Below are 19,473 nucleotides of genomic sequence, written 5' to 3'. Positions count from 1 at the left end.
CCCGCGGTCAGGGCAGCGCCTGGCGGAGGGCGGCGGCCAGCTCCCGCGGGCAGTCACGCAGCAGATTGTGCCCGGCGTCGAGCGTCGCGGCCGTGTGCCCGCCGGTCGTCAGTGCCGACCACGCGGCGAGGTCCGCCGCGGAGACGGTCCGGTCCGTCGTGCCGCGGACGGTGAGGATCGGCGCCGCCAACGGCGTCCAGCGGGCCGGCCCGGTGAGGTACTCGTGCGTCGCCCGGTAGTCGGCGCGCAGCGCCGGGGCCACCATCTCCAGGACGTCGGGGGCTTCGAGCAGTTCGGCGGGCAGATAGCCGTCCGCGACGACCTGGGCGAAGAACTCCTCGTCGGGCAGGTCCCAGCATCCGGCGGCGGTACGGACGGCCGTTCCCGGCGCCTGCTGCGCGGAGACCGCGAGCAGGGCGGGGCCCGCGGGCTCCAGGACGCGGGCCGTCTCGTACGCGAGGACCGAGCCCGAGGAGTGGCCGCAGAGGAGGATCTCGGCGCCGTCCGCATGGGCGCGGATGGCGGCGGCCAGCCGTGCGGCCAGCGCCGGGAGGTCGGCGAGCGGTGGCGCGTCGAGCAGCGCCTCCCGGCCGGGCAGCCGGACCGCCACCGGATGCGGGTCCGGCCCCAGCGCGCGGCCCACCGCCAGCACCGCGGCGACGCCCGCGCCCGCGTGCGGGAAGAGATACACCACCCGCCGTGGCTGCCCGGCGGGCACGAGATCCACCAGCCACTCGGTGCTCACCGGGTCACCTCCCGCCCGGCCCCGTCCAGGGCTCCGGCGAGGTCCCGGAGCCAGCCGCAGGCGGCGTCCAGCAGCCGCTCCGCCCGGTCCGTACCGTCCGCGTGTGCCAGTCGTAGCCGCAACGTGTCTCCCTCCGTGTGGGCGCTGAACTCCCAGTGGAACGGCCGGGGGTTGTCCGGTCCGCGGTCGCCCCGGTCCGGCAGCGCGGCCTCCGTCAGACCGCCGTCGCCCGCCGCGCCCGCGAAGAGTGAGCCGAGGGCGCCCAGGTAGTTGACGCTCAGCCACGGCCGGTCCGGGCCCGTGAGGCGGGCGGCGCCGCGGCCGTCGGCGCCCGTGCGGGCCGCCCGGGCGGCGTCGAGCACCGCGCGCGGATCGGCGTCCGGCGCCGCGACGACCCGCACGGGCGCCAGCGCCGTGAACCAGCCCACGGTCCGCGACAGGTCCGCGCCGCCGGCCTTCTCCTCGTCCCGGCCGTGCAGTTCGGTCACGGCGCGGACCGTGTGGCAGCCCAGCTCGCCGGCGACCGCGGTGGCAGCGGCGGCCAGCACGGCGTCGGCCGGGTGCGCGCCCCGGGCCCGTACGCCGCGGAGCAGCCGCCCGGTGACCGACGGGCCGAGCGCGCGCTCGGCGACGCGGGTGGCGCGCTCGTACGTCGTGGGCGGCTCGCCCGCCTGCGCACCGGAGGATCCGTCCTCCCCGGCGTCCTCGCCGCCGTCGCCCGGCAGGGACCGCGCCCACCGGTCGTAGGTGACGGACCCGGGGCGCAGCCGGACGGGTTCGCCCGCCGTGCCGTGGGCGCAGGCCGTGCGCAGGTCGTCCAGGAGCACGCCCCACGACAGCACGTCCACCACCAGGTGATGTGCCGTCAGGACCAGCAGCCGTCCCTCCTCCCCGGTGCGGATCAAGGCGGCGCGCAGCAGCGGGCCCGCGGCGATGTCGAAGCCGCGCCTGGCCCGTTCGGTCGCGGTCCGGACCGCCTCGTCGCCGTCGGCCGTGGCCTCCTCGACCGCCACGGTCTGCGCGGTCGGGTCGACGACCTGCGCCCAGCTCGTTCCGCGGTGGCGGAAGCGGTGGCGCAGGACGGGATGGTGGTCGGCCACCGCCTGTACGGCGTCCGTCAGCACCGTCGTGGAGAGCGTGGGAGGGACCGACAGCGCGACCGACTGGTTCCAGTGGCCCGCGTCCGGCAACGCCAGCGCGAAGAACCAGCGTTGCACCGGGGTGAGCGGGAGGCACCGGCGGCGGGCGAAACTGGCGCGGACCGTGGTCGCGGCGGCGGCCGAGGTGGTGACCCGGGCCAGGGAACGGACGGTCGGGTGGGTGAACAGATGCCGCCGGGTGACCTGGAGGCCCGCCTCCGCCGCCTTGGTGGCGATGCGGACCGCCTGCACCGAGTCGCCGCCCAGCGCGTAGTAGTCGTCGTCCGGGCCGACGTGCGCGACGCCCAGCACCTCGCACCACACCTGCGCCAGCGCCGCCTCGACCCCGGTCAGCTCCTCGGCGGGGGCGGACGGCGGCGGGCCGGTGTCCGGCTCGGCCGGAGGTGTCCGCCGGGCCTTGCCGTCCGGCGTACGCGGCAACGGCGCGCGGCACACCAGCCGTGCGGGCAGCAGATGCGCGGGCATCGCCCCGCGCAGCAGCTCCCGCAGCACGCCCTCGGCCACGCTCCCGTCCGTCTCCACCACCGCGAGGGGCCCCTCGGCCCCGTCCGTGACCACGGCCGCCCGTACGGCGGGGTGCCCCCGCAGCGCGGACTCGACCCGCGCCGGGACCCGGTGGTAGCCGCGCTCGGAGCGGAGCTGGGTGAGCCGGCCGAGGACGACCAGCCTCCCGTCCGACAGGAGGAGACCGGCGTCCCCCGTGCGCCGCACCCGGGTGCCGGGGCGCGCGGGGTGCGGGAGCAGCGCGTCCGGTGCCGGGGGCCCGAACGGCGCGGCGTGTTCCCCGGTGGCGGCACAGATCTCCCCGGGCACGCCCGCCGGACAGGCGCGGCCCCACGGGTCCACCACGCACAGCGCCGTCCCGGGCACGGGCCCGCCCACCGGTACGAGGCCGGTGGCGGGCTCCGCGTCCCCGTCGCCCACCACCTCCTCCTCGGCCAGGACGAGCCCCCACTCGGCGCCGCCGTACGTGTGCACCAGGCGGGCGTCCGGGGCGTGGGACCGCCACCGGCGTACGAGGTCCGCGCCGAGCGGTTCGCCGCCGATCACCAGCGTGCGGACCGCGGGGGCCGCGGTGCCGTCCAGGCGGGAGAGGAGGAGGGCCAGTTCGGTGGGGGTGAGGGCGGCCACGGCGGCCGGGCGGCCGCGCGCCAGCTCCGCCAGGCGGGCGTCGGGTGCGAGGGGGACCGCGACGCTGCCCGCCGCGAGGGTGGTGAGCAGCTCGCACGCGAGCCGGTCGGCCGGCCCGTGGGCCAGCAGGACCTCGCCCCGCTCGTCGTCGCGTACCGCGTCCGCCAGCGCCCGCTGCCCGAGCAGCACGGGGCGGCGGGGCCCGGTCGTGCCGCTGGTGCGGAGCACCAGCGCGGGCGCCTCCGGGCCGTCGGGGCGTGGCGCCGGCGGCCCGGACAGCACCTCGACGGACACCGCGGCCGGGGCGTCCGCGCATCCCGCCGCGTCCACCAGCAACGCGGCCCCCACCTCGGACGGTTCGGCGTCGCCCTCGCCCGTGAGGGGCGCGCAGACCAGCCCCGCGCGCAGCACACCCAGGCAGGCGGCGGCCAGATCGGCGGGTTGCCCGGCCCGTACGGCCACCACGGCGGAGGGCGCCGCGGCGGCGAGCGCGGCCGCCACCCGGTCCGCGGCCCGGTCGAGCGCGCCGTAGGACACCACCCGGGTCCCGTCGACGACCGCCGGCGCCCCGGGCTCGGCCTCGGCCCACCGGCGCACCCGGTCGGCCACCGGCTCGCCCGGCGGCGCCGCGGCGGGCCCGGGCGGCGCCGGGGGAGTGACGGTGCCCAACGCGGCGCCGGGAGCGGCGAGCAGGGTGTCCACCAGGGCCGCGAAGCGGTCCGCCAGCCCGGCCACCGTGGCCCGGGTGAAGAGGTCCGTGTCGTACTCCCAGGTGACGAGGAGCGCGTCGCCGTGCTCGGACACCACACCGGCCAGGTCGTACACGGCCCCGGTGCGGGGCAGCGCGACCGCCTCCAGGGTCAGCGGCCCCAGGGGCACCCGCGCACCGTCGCGGTCGGCGGTCAGCAGGGTGCCGAGGGGGCCCAGCGCCGGGTCGTGCGCGGTGTTCTGCCCGAACCCGACCTCCACCAGCGGCGCCCGGCTCCGGTCGCGCGCCACGCCCAGCGGGCCCAGGAGCTGGTCGACGGTGGTGCCGCCGTGGTCGAGGCCCGCCAGCAGCCGCTCCCCGACCGAGCCGACCAGCTCCGTGAACGACTGCTCCGGGAAGAGCCGCACCCGGTGCACCACGGTGTTGGTGAAGCAGCCCAGCACGTCGGCGAATTCGGGCCGGTCGCGCTGGGCGGTGTTCACCGCGACGGCGCTGTCGGCGCGCCCCGTGTGCGCGTGGAGCAGCACATGGAAGACCGCCAGCAGCACGGTGTAGGGCGTCGTGCCCGCGGCCCGGGCGTACCCGCGGACGGCGGCGGAGGGTGCCGGGGACAGCTCCGTGCGCAGCGTCGCCCCGCGCTGCCCGCGCACCGCGGGGCGGGGCCGGTCGGCGGGCAGCTCCGCGGGCGGGGGCGGCGGCGTCAGCTCCCGTACCCAGTGGCCGAGATCGGCTGCGCCGCGCGGGGAGCGGGACCGGGCCAGGGACCACACCGCGAAGTCGGCGTAGCGGTGCGCGGGCGCCGGCAGATACGCCTCGTCGCCGCCGGTCTCCGCCGCGAGGAGCACCGCCAGCTCCCGCAGCAGGAGGAGCGTGGACCAGTGGTCGGTGATCAGATGGTGCTGGGCGACCACCAGCACCGGGTCGTCGGGCCCGTCGGTGTGGAGCCGGACGCGCAGCGGCGCCCCCGCGGTCAGGTCGAACGGCGCGAACGCCGACCGGATCAGCTCTTCGCGGTCCGTCCCCGGCACGACCGCGAAGTCCACCCGCGCCTCGGCGGCCACCTGCTGCACCGGCTCCCCGTCCCGCAGCGGGAAGAAGGTGCGCAGCGCCGGATGCCGCTGGGCCAGCGCGGTCCACGCGCGGCGCAGCGCCGCCACGTCGCATCCGCCGGTCAGGCGCGCGGCGAAGGCCACCACGTAGGCCGAGCCGCCCAGATGGAGCTGGTCGGCGTGCCACAGCGACAGCTGGTTGGGGGCGAGCGGGAAACAGCCGTCGGCCGGTCCGCGCGGCACCGGGTCGGCGTCGTCCCCCGGCCCGTCGAGCCGCCCGGCCAGCTCCTCGGCGATCTCCCGCAGCGGGCGGGGGCCCAGCAGGAGGGGCAGCGGCAGCCGCACGCCCAGCTCGGCGTGGACGGCGGTGCGCAGCCGCAGCGCGGCGAGCGAGTCCGCCCCGGCGTCCCGGGCCGGGGCGTCCGGGTCCACCGCCGCGGGCGCCGTCCCCGTCACCTCGGCCACCGCGTGGCACAGCCGGGCGAGGGTCTCGGCGCGCCGCCGGTCCGGCGGCAGCGCCGCCAGCCGCTCGCGCGCCCCGGCGTCCGGCCCGTCCCCGCCGTCCGCGAGCAGCGCGGCCAACTCCGTACGGCGGACCTTGCCCAGCGCGGTGCGCGGGACACCGGCCACCACGCGCACGCGCTGGGGCACCGCGTGGGAAGGCAGATGGCGTGCGCAGTGGGCGAGCAGCGCGGCGGGCTCGGCCCGGGCGCCGTCGCGCGGGCGGACCGCCGCCACCAGCAGCGCGCCCCGGCCGGGCAGCGGCACCCCGGCCACGCCCGCGTCGGCGACCGACGGGTGGGCGGCCAGGACACGTTCGACCTCGACCGGGTTGACCTTGTGCCCACCGGTGTCGATCAGCACCCGGGAGCGTCCGACGACGGTCAGCCGGCCCTCGGTGTCCAGGCTGCCCAGGTCGCCGGTGCGGTGGTGGCCGCTGCCGGGGTCGGCCACGACGGCCGGGCCGGAGACCACGATCTCGCCGGTCACGCCCGGCGGCAGCGGATCGCCGCGCTCGTCGACGATCTCGACGCCTACGCCGTTCAGCGGGGTGCCGACCGTACCGGGGGAGGGCTCGGCGCCGACGTCCCAGCAGACGCTGCCCGCCTCCGTGGACCCGTAACTCTGGCGTACGGGGAGGCCGAAGCGGGCCGTGAAGCGGCGCGCCACGGCCGGGTCGAGGAAGTTGCTCCCGGACAGGCACAGGCGGACCGCGCCCAGTTCCACCGGTACGTCCGCGGGCAGGTCGGCCAGGGCGTCGAAGAGCTGGGGTACGGCGATCAGCAGCGTGACGCGGTGCCGGGCCAGCGCCGCCACCACGGCGTCCACGGCAGAGGTGTCCGCGCCGCGGTCGGTGAGCACCAGCGTGGCGCCGGAGCGGACCGCCGCCAGCAGACAGCAGAACTGCCCGAGCGCGTGGAACAGCGGCACCGGGCAGAGCAGGACGTCCCCGGCGGTGATGCGCGCTGTCGTGGTGATGTGGCCCGCCTCGGCGACCTGGTGTGCCTGGTGGCGTACGACGCGTTTGGGCTCGCCGGTGCTGCCGGAGGACAGGGCGGTCACCCACGGGCCGCCCGCCCGCGCGGTCCGGCGCGCGCCGGACCGGGGCCGGGGGAGGGGCGCGTCCACGTACAGGACCGGGCGGTCGGTGAGTGCGGCCACCGGGTGGCCGGGCGTGGTGACCACGACCGCCGGGCGGCTGTCGGCCAGCCGCCGCCGCAGCACCTCCGGCGGCTGGTCCGGGTCGACGGCCTCCACCGTGCAGCCCGCCTCCGCCGTGGCGAAGTAGGCGACCGCGAACTCCGGCCGGTTCTCCAGCACCAGCAGCACATGCGTACCGGGGGAGGCGCCCCGGGTGACCAGGGCTTCCGCGAACGACGGTATGTCCTCGGCCAGTTGACGATACGTCAGGGACCGGTCGCCCTGGACGACGGCCGTCGTGGCGGGGTGGGCGGCCGCGGTGGCCGCGATCATGTCGAGCACGGGGCTTGCGCTCACCGGGTCTCCTCCGTCAGCCGCTCGGCGAGTCGGGCAGGGGTGGGATGGACGAACACGTCGCGCGCGGTGACCTGCACCCCGAGGCGCAGCCCGATCTCGGTCACCGCGCTCACCGCGCGCGCGGAGTCGCCGCCGTGCAGGAAGAAGTCCGCGTCCGCGGTGAGACCGCTGACGCCCAGCACCCGCTCCCACACCGTCACCAGCGCCTCGGGCGTCGGCGGCGGGTACCCCGCGGCCGGCCGGGCGGCGAGCAGCGCCCGCCGGTCGACCTTGCCCGACGGGGTCGTGGGCAGCCGGTCGACCGTGTGCACCTCGGACGGCACCATGTGGGGCGGCAGAGTCCGGCGCAGATGGTCCCGGAGCCCTTCGGTGCCGGCGGCGTCGTGGCCCGGGCGCCACTCCACGAAGCACACCAGCCGCTCCGCGCGTCCCGCCGCGTCCACCGGAGCCGCCACCGCCGCCCGCCGGACCGCGGGATGGGCGCCCGCCGCGCTCTCCGCCTCGCCCAACTCCACGCGCTTGCCCAGGAGTTGGACCTGATCGTCGAGGCGGCGGAGGAACTCCAGGTCGCCGGAGGGCAGTTCGCGCACCAGGTCGCCGGTGCGGAAGCAGCGCTCCCCGTCCACCTCGACGAACCTGCGCGCGGTCCGCTCGTCGTCGCCGAGGTAGCCGATGCCGACGGTCGGACCGCCCAGATACAGCTCACCCGGCGTCCCCGGTGCGACCGGCCGCCCCGCCCGGTCGCGGACGCGGGCCCGGATGTGCGGCAGCGGCCTGCCGATGGGCGGCAGCACGCTGCGGTCGGACCAGGCGGACACGTCGCAGAACACCGCCCCGGCCACGGTCTCCGTCGGCCCGTACTCGTTCAGCACCCGGCTGGGGAACCCCGGTGGCGGGTAGGCGGCCAGGCGCTCACCGCCGGTACGGATGAGCCGTACGTCCCCCAGCTCCGCGCCGTCCAGGGAGAAGACCGACTCCAGCAGCAGCGGCGGGATGTAGGTCTGGGTGATCCGGTGGGCGCGCAGCCAGTTCACCAGTGCGCGGGGCGAGGCGCGGTCGGCGTCGGACGCGAGGTGCACCGACGCCCCGGTGGTCAGGAACGGCCACAGCTCGTCGATGGTGACGTCGAACCCGGGTGAGCCGATCTGCGCCCCGCGCTCCCGCGGTGAGGCGCCGACCAACCGCGCGTACGCCGCCACGTAGACGTCCAGCGCCGCGCGGCTGATCAAGGTGCCCACCGGTGTCCCCGTCGAGCCCGAGGTGAACAGGCAGTAGGCGGGGTCCTCCGGGCGGGCGTCCCGCGGGCACGGGGCGGCGGGGTCCGCGGGCGGCAGCGCGCCGGGCCGCACCGCGCGGACACCGACGTCCCGCGCCGGCTCCGCGTCGTCGGTGAGCAGCACGGCCACCGCGGCGCGCTCCAGCAGCAGGCGCAGCCGGTCCGGCGGCTGGTCCGGGTCGAGCGGGGTGAAGCAGCCGCCGGCGAGCAGCACCGCGAGTTCCAGCACGAACAGCTCCACGGTGCGGGGCAGCACCAGCCCGACGCGGTCCCCGGGCCGCACCCCGAGCGCGGTCAGGGAGCCCGCCGCCGCCCGGGCGCGGGCCTGGAGTCCGGCGTAGGTCAGGCGGGCTCCGCGGTGATCGGTCAGCGCCACGGCGTCCGGGGTACGGCGCGCCTGGCGGGCCACGGCGTCCAGCAGATCCATCGCTACCTCTCTCTACGGGACCGGGCGCCGTCCGCGCGGCGCGTCCCGGCGGCGGGCGGATGCCCCGGCGGGTCAGGAACGGGTGCTCACCGGCATCCGGCGCCCGACGCCGGTCTCGTCGAACCACAGCCGGGTCTCGGTCGCCCGGTACGTGCCGTCCGGCACCACCGTGTACTGCCGGTAGCGGTGGATCGCGGTGAGGTAGACATGGACGGTGGCCGACCAGTGGTCCTGCTCGTTGACCATCAGGTGCAGCTGCTTGTCGCGTTCGGGCAGGATCGGGGTGATCCGGCCGGGAGCCAGGGTGAACTCGCCCGCGGCGGTGAGCCCGACGCGCCCCTCGCCGCGCGGGGTGAGGACGTACTTGACCTCCTTCGTGCGGCCGGTGAGCGCGCTGACCACACCGATCGTGTCGTCGTGGTCGTGGACCGGGCTGCCCTGCCCCGGGCCCCAGAACACGAGGACGATCTGGTAGGCGTCGTCCGGGGAGTTCAGCAGCAGCCGCGTGTAGTTGCCGCTCGGGCGGTACTCCTCGGCGAAGCGCTGGTTGGCCGAGGAGGTGGTGAACGCGGTGAGCGCGCGGGAGAGCCGGTCGGTGATGTCCTGCCGGGAGAGCCGGCCGGCTCGGCCTCTGGTCCGCGAGACCGCATCGATGAGTGCGGTGACGTCCATGGGTCACCTCCGCTGGGGTGGTTGGAGTGGCGAGGTGCGGGCGCGCAGGGGTGTGCGCGCCGGGCGGCGCCGGACGCCGGAACGGCTCGTCCGGTCCGCGCCACGGCGGGCGCCGGGACCGGCGCGCAGGCGTACGCGGGTGGCGCGTGCCCGCGGATCCGGCGGGATGCTCCGCGCTGCCGCCGCGGAGCCGGTGGTGCCCGGTCACGGTCCCCGGTGGGCCGGGGCGGCGACCGGTGCCTGCGCCGCGGGGCGGCGCGCGCCCGGATGGCGGTCCGGACACGGCGCCCCGCGGCGGGACGGCATCGTAGGGACGAGCGGCCCGTGACACGGACGGGCGCTCGCCGGACGGTCTCCCGGGCACGTCGGTCCCGTGCGGGAGTGATGGAGTGACGGACTGACGGTTGGTGGGGCGCCTGGCGGGGCGCGGGCATCGCTCCTTCCACGGCCGTACCGGAGGCCGGCGGGAGCCACCGGTGGAGGGAGGGCGGGCTCAGCCCCGGGCGGGCCGGTCCGCGGTGTCGTTGCGCGGCAGCTCGCCGGAGGCGGCGACCGTGTCGCGCAGCGGAGTGCACAGCGCGATCAGCCGCTCGGCGCGCTCCGCGCCCAGCGCGCGGTACGGGGGAGCCGCGGCGGCGTCGGTCGCGGCCTCGATCCGGGCGCGCAGCCGCCTGCCCTCCTCCGACAGCCGCCCGGCGGAGTCCAGGACGCCCGCCTCGGTGAGCGCGGCGGTCTCCGCCGCCCAGTCCGCCACGGACCAGTCGCGGTGGGTGCGCACCTGCTCCGCGGTGAACAGGCTCCGCCCGGTGGCAGTATCGGTGATCAGCGCCGCGACGGCGCCGACACCGTGGCCGACCAGGGCGGCGATGTGGCCGTCGCCCCGGTGTTCACGCAGGAGCGTGAGGGCGTGCCAGAGCATCAGATGGGGCTCCCGGGGCCAGGCCAGCTCGGCGTGGGCCGCGAACAGCGGCCGTCCCTCCGGGGCGCACGCCTCGGCGGCCGTCCGTGCGAGGCGGGCCGCCTCGGCGACCTGCGGCCCGCGCACCGTCTCCGTACCGAGGACGCGGCGCAACGCCCGGTCCACGGCGGTCAGCCGGGCCTCCGTCACCCGCTCGGGCGGGGCCAGATCCCACGCCCGGGGCAGATGCCGGGCGACGAGCGCGGGGTTGAAGTTGAAGAACGCGGCTGCCACCGCGGCGGAGGAGGCGCGTCCGAGCGGAGCGGCTCGGCCGGCGAAGTACCCCATGTGGCCCGGTTCGAGTCCGGCGGAGGTGAACTCCTTGTCGGCCTCGGGGGCGAAATAGCAGAGGAGATGAATCGGGTCCCCCGCCGCATGGCAGCGCGATGCAATTAACGGGATCGAATCGCTGGACATGAGGGAAGGTTAGGTCTGCCCGAAGAGAGGTGTCAACGTTCCCGAACGGAACCGGCAACGTGGGCTCAATACAGTTCCCGGCAGGCAGAAAAGAGCACGCGACTCCCCGTTTTACGGACCCGATCCGGCCAGGCGATAAGGCTGCGGAAAAACCCGAAACCCGCTCGTCGTACCGCGCGCCCGATGCCATAATCGACGCTGCTGCACCACACTCCGACACGCCTTCCACCTGGTCAGATGGTCAGGTGGAAGGCGCATTCCCCGCAGAGAGGCGGATGTGTTCCGGTGAATGCTGAATTAGATGCGGCAGATGAACTTCGGGACGTCGTCATCGTCGGCGCACGGTGCGCCGGTGCCCCCCTGGGAATGCTCCTCGCCGAGCAGGGGTATTCCGTCGAAATCGTTGACCGGAATCCGGTGGGGGCCGACACGCTCTCCACCCATTGGATCAGGTGGCCGGGCGTTCGGCAGCTGCATGAATGGGGCCTTGTCGCGGCACTGGAGAATTCGGGATGCCCGCCCGTACGCGGCGTCTCCCTCGATTTCGAGGGCCGGGTGCTGACGGGCGCACCGAAAGCCGGCCGGGCGGCGGCCGTGACCTACGCGCCCCGGCGGACCGCACTGGACGCGCTGCTGGTGGCCGCCGCCCGCGCCCGGGGCGCCCGGCTACGGGAACGCTTCCCGGTCACCGGTCTCGTCGTCACCGACGGCCGGGTCGCCGGCGTGCGGGGGAGCGGACCGGACGGTCCCGCCACCCTGCGCGCACGGCTCGTCGTCGGCGCCGACGGCCGCAACTCCACCGTCGCACGCCTGGCGGGCTCCCCCGTCGTGGAGGACCGCGGCACCCTCGCCCGCAGCCTCTACGCCTACTGGTCGGGCGTCACCGAGCCAGGGGTGCGGGTGGTGTTCCGCGGCAGGCGCGGCATCTCGCTGTGGCCCACACACGCCGGGCTCACCGTGGTCTCGCTGATCTTCCCGCCCGAGGAGGCGCCGGGGCCCGGCGGCGCGGCGGAGTTCTACTCCGCCGCGCTGCGGGCGGTGCCCGAGGTCGAAGAGGCCCTGAAGGGCGGGACGGTGGTGACCGGGCCCCGGGCCGCCGCCGTCCGCAACGCCCGGCGGCGCGCTCACGGCCCGGGGTGGGTGCTGGCCGGGGACGCCGGCCACCACAAGGACCCCGTCTCGGCGCAGGGCATCTCCGACGCCTTCGCCGACGCCGCGGCCCTCGCCGACGCCCTCGGCGCCGGACTCCGCGACGCCACCGCGCTCGACGACGCGCTGGCCGGCTACGCCGCCACCCGCGACACCCAGCGGCTGGCGGCCTTCGCCTACACCTGCGAGCAGGCCGAACTGCGGCCGTTCGGCGCCGGCTTCCTGGACGAGCTGGCCCGTACCGCCGCCGACGCGCAGGCCACCGAGGCGTTCGTGAACACCTTCGTCGGCTGCGACGCGCCGTCGGACGCGGGCTGGCTGGGCGACTCCCACTAGGGGGTCTCCGCAAAGCCCCACCCGGCGCCCGGCGCCTCTCCCGCCGTGGGGTGCGGTCACTGCGTCAGCCCCGGGGGCAGCCCCAGGAACAGGCCACCGCTGCTCTCGATGAGCTGGCCGGTGACCCACCTCGCGTCGTCCGAGGCGAGGAACGCCACGACACCGGCGACATCGGCGGGGGTGCCGATCCGGCCGAGCGCGGTCATGTCGATCACGACCTGCCTGGCCTCCGGCTGCTCCCGCCGCTCCGCCGCGGTCAGATCGGTGTCCACGGCGCCCGGGGCCACCGTGTTCACCGTGATGCCGCGCTCGCCCAGCAGATGCGCCAGCGTCCGGTTCATCGCCACCACCGCCGCCTTGGCCATCGTGTACGCCACGTCCGCGACCGCGACCCGGACAGCCGCGGACGAGATTGACACCACCCTGCCGCCGTCGGCGAGCAGCGGCAGGGCGCGCTGGACCAGGAAGAACGGCGCCCGGGCGTTCACCGCGAACAGCGCGTCGAAGGTCTCGGGCGTGGTGGCCTCGAAGAACGTCCTGCTGAATCCCGCGTTGTTGACCAACACGTCGAGACGGTCCCGGCCCCCCTCGGCGAACCGGGCGGCCGTCTCGGCCAGCAGCTCGTCCACCCCGGCGACCGTCGACAGATCGGCGCCGACGGCGAACGCCGCGCCCCCGTGGTCGCGGATGCCCGCCACCGTGTCGAGGGCCGCCCGGGCGTCGTGTCCGTAATGGACCGCCACGCGCGCGCCGTCCGCCGCCAGCCGTTCGGCGATACCGCGGCCGATGCCGCGCGAGGAACCGGTGACGAGTGCGGTGCGGCCTTGCAGATCGGGCATGGTGCTCCTCAGCTTGTCGGCCGGTCCCCGGGGACCGGAGGGCGGTTCGTGACGGGCGCGCGCGGCGTGATCAGGCCAGGGCGACCAGATCGGCGTAGGCGTCGCTCCACAGGTCCTCGTCCCCGTCGGGGAGGATGAGGACCCGGTCGGGACGCAACGCCTCCACCGCGCCACGGTCGTGGGTGACCATCACGACGGCGCCCGGGTAGGTGCCCACGGCGGCCAGGACCTCGCCCCGGGAGAGCGGGTCCAGGTTGTTGGTGGGCTCGTCGAGCAGCAGGACGTTCGCACCGGAGTGGACCAGGCAGGCGAGCGCCAGCCGGGTCTTCTCGCCGCCGGAGAGCACACCGGTGGGCTTGTCGGCGTCGTCACCGCGGAACAGGAACGCGCCGAGCACCTGCCGCACCTCGCCGTCGGTCAGCTCCGGCGCCGCGGACGACAGCGACTGGAACACCGTCGCCGCGGGGTCGAGCGTGTCGTGCTCCTGCGCGAAGTACCCCAGACGCAGGGCGTGTCCGGCCACCACCCGGCCCCGGTCGGGCTGCTGCTCGCCCGCCAGGAGGCGGAGCAGCGTCGTCTTCCCGGCGCCGTTCAGTCCCAGGACGACCAGCCGGCTGCCCCGGTCGACGGCGAGATCGATGCCGTCGAGGACAGTGTGGTCGCCGTAGGACTTCGCGAGACCGACGGCGGCCAGCGGGATGCGCCCGGAGGGCTGCGGGGTGGGCAGCCGGACCCGCGCCACCCGGGCGGCCCGGTGGACCGGCTCCAGCTCCCGCAGCATGGTGTCGGCGCGGCGGGCCATGTTCTTCGCGGCCACCGCCGTCGCCACGTGCGACCGCATCTTGTCCGCCTGGGCGTGCAGCGCCGCCGCCTTGCGCTCGGCGTTGGCCCGCTCCCTGGTGCGCCGGCGCTCGGCCGCGTCACGGTCGGCCAGATACCGCCGCCAGCCGGTGTTGTAGATGTCCACCGCCAGCCGCTCGGCGTCGAGATGGATGACGCGGTTGGCCACCGTCTCGATCAGCTCGTTGTCGTGACTGATCATCAGTAGCCCGCCGGGGAAACCGGACAGGAAGTCCCGCAGCCAGGCGATGGAGTCGGCGTCGAGATGGTTGGTGGGCTCGTCGAGCAGCAGGGTGTCCTGCTCGGCGAAGAGGATGCGGGCCAGCTCCACCCGGCGGCGCTGTCCGCCGGACAGTTCGCCGAGCCGCTGCGTCAGCACCCGCTCCGGCAGCCCGACACCGGCCGTCACCCGCCCGGCCAGCGCTTCGGCCGCATAGCCGCCGCGGACCTCGAACTCGTCCTGCGCCCGGGTGTAGGCGCGCATGGCGCGGTCGCGCGCCGCGTCGGTGCGCGCCTCGGACATGGCCGTCTCGGCGGCGCGGAGCGCGGCGGTGGCGTGGTCCAGCCCGCGGGCCGCCAGGACCCGTTCGGTGACCGTCTGGTCCTGGTCGGCCCCGCGCGGGTCCTGGGCGAGGTAGCCGAGCGGGCCCGTCGTGGTGATGGCCCCGGCGGCGGGGCGCAGTTCGCCCGCCATCGTGCGCATCAGCGTCGTCTTGCCGGCGCCGTTGCGTCCGACCAGGGCGACGCGGTCGCCGGGGGCGATGTGGAAGTTGACGTCCGACAGCAGCAGACGTGCGCCGACACGCACATCGACATTACGTACAGTGATCAATGGGTGCTCTCCGTGGTTTCCTGATGGCAGACCTGTCCCCTGAAGCGGGATGCGGTCGCTAGGAAACGCGCGGAGTGGACATGCGGGTCATGCTAGCGACCGGTGAGCCGGACGTGCCACGTGATTTTCCGGCGCGTACGTGGCCGGGACGTCTCAGGTCGCCACGGCACGCCCCCGCACCGCAGCCGTCCGTGCGGCGCCGACCGCCGCCGCGGCGCACACGGCCGCGGCCAGCAGCCCCAACGCCGCCATCCCGGCGCCGAACCCCGGCCCCTGCGCGGCGCTCGCGCCCACGAGCACCCCGGCCGCGCCGGTGCCCAGCCCGGCCGCCGTCACATCGCTGATCTGGAGCGCCGAGGCATTGCCGCCCGTCTCGTCCGCGGCGGACTGGTCCAGCACGAGCACACCGGTGGTCGGCACGCACACCCCCATGCCCAGACCGCCCACGATCCACAGCGGGTACACCGGCCACGCCGGTACGCCCGGCAGGCAGGTAACCGCCACGCCCGCGAAGCAGCACGCCAGGGCGGCCAGCCCGTACCGCAGCAGCGTCGCCCGGTCCGGTGCGGTGAGCCGGCCCTGGGCCTGCGCCCCGGCCCACCATCCCAGGGCCCCGGCCAGCAGCGGCAGGCCCGAGGCCACCGTCCCGAGCCCGTGCAGCGTGACCAGCGTCAGCGGTACCACCGACTCCACGGCGTAGAAGGCACACGCCAACAGGCCGCGCAGCGCGACGACGGCGGGCACGCCGCGCCGCAGCCGCACCGCCCCCGGCGGCAGCAGCACCCGCAGCCCCGCCCAGAGCGCCGCCAGCCCCGCCGCCGACAGGAGCACGGCGGGGGCCGTCCGCCCGGCGGCCGCGGCGCCGCCCCCGGACTGCAGCGCGACGACACCGGCACCGGTGAGCAGCGCGAAGAGCGGCTTACGGGAGCCGCCCGCCGCCGGCCGGCCCGGGGGCCGCACCGTCCGCAGCGCGGGCCGCAGCGTCAGCCCGCCGCCCAGCACCAGCGGGACCAGGCCGAGGAAGACCGCGCGCCACCCGGCGTGCGCGGTGATCGCGCCCGCGACGACCGGCCCGGCCAGCGCCGGGAGGACGTAGGCCGCGGAGATGATGGCCAGCGCCCTGGGCCGCAGGCCGACCGGGTAGGCGAGGGCGACGAGCTGGAAGACCGCGATCGAGGCGAGACCGACGCCGAGCCCCTGCGCGCCCCGGCCCGCCACGAAGACCGCCATGTTCCCGGCGGTCCCCGCCAGCAGCAGTCCGGCGGTGAACACGGCGATACCGGTGAGCAGCGGGCGGCGCGGCCCGATCCGGTCGCACCACTGGCCTGCCACGCCCAGGCCCACCAGATTCATGACCAGAAAGATGCTGAAGGGCCAGCCGAAGAAGGCCAGTCCGTGCAGATCGCGCACCGCCGTGGGCATCACGGTGGCGACCGCGATGCCCTCGAAGGCGAACAGGCTGATGGCGACGGCGATACCGACGCTGGTCAGCCGCCACCGCGGCGCGAAGACCCCCGGGGAACGTTCCACCCTCTCCCCCTCGATGCCGGATGACCGGCCGGCGCGCACCCGGCCCGGCCGGTCACTGCGGATGTCCGTGCGGAATCCCGTGCCGCGGGCCGCTACAGGCGGTGGGTCACCTGCTTGATACGGGTGTAGGCCTCGAACCCGTACCGTGACAGGTCGTTGCTGTGGCCGGACCGGCGGAAGCCGCCGTGCGGCAGTTCCGAGGGGAACTGCAGATGGGTGTTGACCCACACGGTGCCGTAGTCCAGCTCCGCCGTGAGCCGCATCGCCCGCCGGTGGTCGCCGGTCCACACCGCCGAGGCGAGGCCGTACGGCGAGGAGTTGGCCCGCCGCAGCGCCTCCTCCTCGTCGGCGCACCGCTCGACGGTGAGGACCGGGCCGAAGATCTCCGCCTCGGTGACGGCGTCGCCCGCGCGCACCCCGGTGACGACGGTCGGCGCGTAGAAGAAGCCCCGGTCCCCGGCCCGGTGGCCGCCGGTGACCACCCGGGCGTGCGGCGGCAGCCGGTCGATGTGCTCCTGTACGCGCGCCAGTTGCCCGGGGTTGTTCAGCGGGCCGTACGCGCTCGCCGGGTCCGACGGCGGGCCGGGGCGCCGGTCCGCCGCCTCCGCCACGAGTGCCTCGACCAGCCGGTCGTGGACGGCGTCGACGGCCAGCACCCGGGTGGCGGCGGTGCAGTCCTGCCCGGCGTTGGCGACCGCGCCGGTGACGATGGTCCGCGCGGCCTCCGCGAGATCGGCGTCGGCGCAGACCAGCACCGGTGTCTTGCCGCCCAGTTCGAGGTGGGTGCGCTTGAGCGTGGCGGCGGCCCGGGTGGCGACGTCCACCCCGGCCGCGACCGAACCGGTCAGCGAGACCGCGGCCGGCACCGGGTGCTCGACCATGAGCCGCCCGGTCGCCGGTCCGCCGCAGACGACGTTGAGCACACCGGGGGGCAGCACCCGCGCGGCGGTCTCCGCGAGCAGCAGCGCCGAGGAGGGCGTGGTCAGCGCGGGCTTGAGCACGACGCTGTTCCCGGCGGCGATCGCCGGAGCCGACTTCAGGACTGCCATCAGCAGCGGGAAGTTCCACGGGGCGAGCTGCGCACAGACGCCCACCGGCTCCCGCCGGGTGTAGGAGGTGTGGCCCGGCGCGTACTCGCCGCCCGCCACCCCGTCGAGCAGCCGCGCGGCACCGGCGAAGAAGCGGATCTCGTCCACGACCCCGCCGATCTCCTCGGCGGCGTCCCGGCTCCCGGTGTCGGCGAGTTCGGCCTCGCGGAACGCGTCGGCCCGGCCGAGGACGGCGTCGGCCAGCTCCAGCAGAGCGGCCTGGCGCTCGCCCGGGGTGGTCCGCGACCACCCGCCGAAGGCCGCCTCCGCCGACCGTACGGCGCGGTCGACGTCAGCGGTTCCGGCACACGGCACCCGCAGGCGCGGGTCGCCGGTACAGGGATCGAGGACGTCGGCGTACTCGGTGCCGGCCGCGGGTCCGGCCCGGTTGCCGTCGATGACATGGTGCGCGGTGGGTGTGGTCACGGGGTTCTCCTGTCGCTCGGCGGGCTCGGGGCCGGGATGCCACGGACGTGCGGACGTCGTCGGGGCTCACTCGCCGCCGGTGACGTGGAGCGACGTGAAGCCGTGGAAGCCGAGGTTGTTGTTCCAGTTGGGCTCCTGCGGCGGGACGCACAGCCCCGGCCACCTGCTGTAGAGGGAGGTGAGCGCGATCCGCGTCGTCTGGCGTACCAGCGGGTCGCCGAAGCACAGATGCCTGCCGATGCCGAACGTCAGATGCGGGTTGGGCAGCGGCCGGTCCAGGACCAGCTCGTCGGCGCGGTCGAAGACGTCCGGGTCACGGTTGGCGGAGGCGACGTACAGCAGCAGGGGCTGTCCCTTGTGCAGCGGGACGACGGTGCCGTCGGAGGCGGTGTACTCGAAGTCCTCGGCGGCTATCCGTCCGACGAACGAGACCGGTGTGCACACCCGCAGCAGTTCCTCGACGGCGGGCCCGACCGTCTCCGGGTGCTGGAGCAGATCCCGCTGGGCGGTGGGGACACCGGCCAGCGCGTGCACGCTGTTGCCGATGAGGTAGCGGATGGACGCCACGCCCGCGAACAGCAGCAGCGCCGCCTGCGCGACCACGTCGCGCTCGGTGAAGCGGTGCCCGCGGACCTCGATCTCCCGCAGCTGGTGCAGGAGCCCGCCGGCGGCGCGGGAGCGGCGCGCGTTCTCCTCGGACGCCAGGAAGGCGGCGAGCTGCCGGGTGCTCTCCCGGGTCCGGCGCAGATGCGCGACGGGGACCGACGTGGAGCCGAAGAGGTGCGCGATGTCGTCGGTCCAGCGGTTGAGTTCGGTGTGCGCCTCGACGGGGACGCCGAGGACGTCGGCGATCACCATCGCGGGCAGCGGGAAGGCGAACTCGGAGAGGAGGTCGAAGCCTGCCGGGTCGACCCGGTCGAGCAGCCGGTCGACGAGCCCCTGGATGCGCGGTTCGAGGTACGCGTCGGTGAACGGCACGTAACCGCGGTTGGCCTGGCGGCGGTTGCGGGTGTGCTCGGCACCGTCGTGGAACGCCAGCCAGCGGCGGTAGATGTCGAGCATGTCCGCGAACTCCTCGCGCTGCTCGTCCGGCAGGAAGCGCAGCGGGACCGCGGAGCGCGCGTTGGAGAGCCGCTCGTCCTTCATCAGGCGCGCACAGTCGGCGTACCGGAACATCAGCCAGGTGCCGCCGAAGATCTTCCCGGACAGGTGGGCCGGTCTCCGCTCGCGCATCAGCGCGTAGAAGGAGAACGGGTCCTCGATGTACTCGACGTGGTTGTGGGAGAACTCTTCGACGGATACGAGATCGATTGGCACAGCACAGCTCCCGGAAAGTGGTGGGAGGTACAAGAGGGCGGCCGCTATCGCCGCGGAGAGAATTCATATGCTCTCTCGGCGTCACCGTAAAGCACCTTTCTCCGGCGCTCAAGGAGCGGATCGGCTCCGTGAACCCGGGGCATCGAGATTCGGAATTCTTCCGCCGATGCGGCCAATTTTTCGGCCACTTGAGGAGAGTGCCGGATGGCGTTGGAGTGCCCTGCGGAGGGCGCGGGGGAATGCGGCCGCGGCGCCGGCCGCTCTCCTTCCCCCGCGCGGGAACACATTCCCCGGAGGTGTTGCTCACCGGGGACGGGGGCCGGATACCGCCACCGGCCGGACCGGTTTTCTGGCTGGATGACGGGGCGTTGATTTCCGGCCGCTTCACCGGGGAGCCGTTGTTTCCGCGCGGGCGGCGGGGCAGTGTCGGCGGCGGTACGCGGGCCCGCCCGCGCCCGGCACGGGGCAGCACGGCGGGGCCCGCCGCGCGGTGGCGCCGGCGCCCGGTCGGGCGGCCGGAACGCCTGCTGATGCGGCGGGAGAGGCCCTTGCGTGCCGCGGTGGCCGCGCTTAG

At 75.8% G+C, this 19,473-nt stretch carries 11 protein-coding genes; 1 reads left to right on the top strand and 10 read right to left on the bottom strand.

Annotated elements, in window-relative coordinates:
- Nucleotides 1-7: 7 nt before the first annotated feature.
- The 5 genes from ACF1BH_RS22275 to ACF1BH_RS22255 all read right to left on the bottom strand — a co-directional run bounded on the left by ACF1BH_RS22275 (nt 8) and on the right by ACF1BH_RS22255 (nt 10,542).
- Entirely contained in the window at nt 8-745 is a 738-nt protein-coding gene (locus ACF1BH_RS22275) for a thioesterase II family protein (RefSeq protein WP_391644741.1), read from the bottom strand.
- A complete protein-coding gene (locus tag ACF1BH_RS22270; protein ID WP_391644739.1) occupies nt 742-6,792 on the bottom strand; it encodes an AMP-binding protein in 6,051 nt (2,016 codons plus the stop codon). The genes ACF1BH_RS22275 and ACF1BH_RS22270 overlap by 4 nt, the downstream gene beginning before the upstream one ends.
- Entirely contained in the window at nt 6,789-8,495 is a 1,707-nt protein-coding gene (locus tag ACF1BH_RS22265) for a non-ribosomal peptide synthetase (RefSeq protein ID WP_391644737.1), read from the bottom strand. The genes ACF1BH_RS22270 and ACF1BH_RS22265 overlap by 4 nt, the downstream gene beginning before the upstream one ends.
- A 72-nt stretch (nt 8,496-8,567) precedes the next feature.
- A complete protein-coding gene (locus tag ACF1BH_RS22260; RefSeq protein WP_391644735.1) occupies nt 8,568-9,167 on the bottom strand; it encodes a cysteine dioxygenase in 600 nt (199 codons plus the stop codon).
- A gap of 493 nt (nt 9,168-9,660) precedes the next feature.
- Nucleotides 9,661-10,542 carry a hypothetical protein gene (locus tag ACF1BH_RS22255; protein WP_391644733.1) on the bottom strand — a complete coding sequence of 294 codons (882 nt, stop codon included), beginning with the start codon at nt 10,540-10,542 and terminating at the stop codon, nt 9,661-9,663.
- 237 nt (nt 10,543-10,779) lie between these two features.
- Between ACF1BH_RS22255 and ACF1BH_RS22250 the strand changes: the two genes are divergently transcribed.
- Nucleotides 10,780-12,027: an FAD-dependent monooxygenase gene (locus tag ACF1BH_RS22250; RefSeq protein ID WP_391644731.1), complete on the top strand. Its 1,248-nt coding sequence runs from the start codon at nt 10,780-10,782 to the stop codon at nt 12,025-12,027.
- Nucleotides 12,028-12,083: 56 nt separating this feature from the next.
- Here ACF1BH_RS22250 and ACF1BH_RS22245 read toward each other — a convergent pair whose 3' ends face one another.
- The 5 genes from ACF1BH_RS22245 to ACF1BH_RS22225 all read right to left on the bottom strand — a co-directional run bounded on the left by ACF1BH_RS22245 (nt 12,084) and on the right by ACF1BH_RS22225 (nt 18,899).
- The gene (locus tag ACF1BH_RS22245; RefSeq protein ID WP_391644729.1) at nt 12,084-12,866 is read right to left on the bottom strand and encodes an SDR family NAD(P)-dependent oxidoreductase; all 783 of its coding nucleotides are present in this window, start codon (nt 12,864-12,866) and stop codon (nt 12,084-12,086) included.
- A 70-nt stretch (nt 12,867-12,936) separates the two neighbouring features.
- Entirely contained in the window at nt 12,937-14,538 is a 1,602-nt protein-coding gene (locus tag ACF1BH_RS22240) for an ABC-F family ATP-binding cassette domain-containing protein (RefSeq protein WP_391644727.1), read from the bottom strand.
- Between the two features lie 153 nt (nt 14,539-14,691).
- Nucleotides 14,692-16,068 (bottom strand): MFS transporter, encoded by a 1,377-nt coding sequence (locus ACF1BH_RS22235; protein ID WP_391644725.1) that lies wholly within the window; start codon nt 16,066-16,068, stop codon nt 14,692-14,694.
- A gap of 92 nt (nt 16,069-16,160) precedes the next feature.
- Nucleotides 16,161-17,582, bottom strand: coding sequence for an aldehyde dehydrogenase family protein (locus ACF1BH_RS22230; RefSeq protein WP_391644723.1), 1,422 nt, complete (start codon nt 17,580-17,582; stop codon nt 16,161-16,163).
- 66 nt (nt 17,583-17,648) lie between these two features.
- Entirely contained in the window at nt 17,649-18,899 is a 1,251-nt protein-coding gene (locus ACF1BH_RS22225; protein WP_391644721.1) for a cytochrome P450, read from the bottom strand.
- Between the last annotated feature and the right edge of the window lie 574 nt (nt 18,900-19,473).

The organism is Streptomyces sp. NPDC014733 (assembly GCF_043083385.1).
Classification (GTDB): Bacteria; Actinomycetota; Actinomycetes; order Streptomycetales; family Streptomycetaceae; genus Streptomyces.
This window is presented reverse-complemented; position numbering and strand designations above follow the sequence as displayed.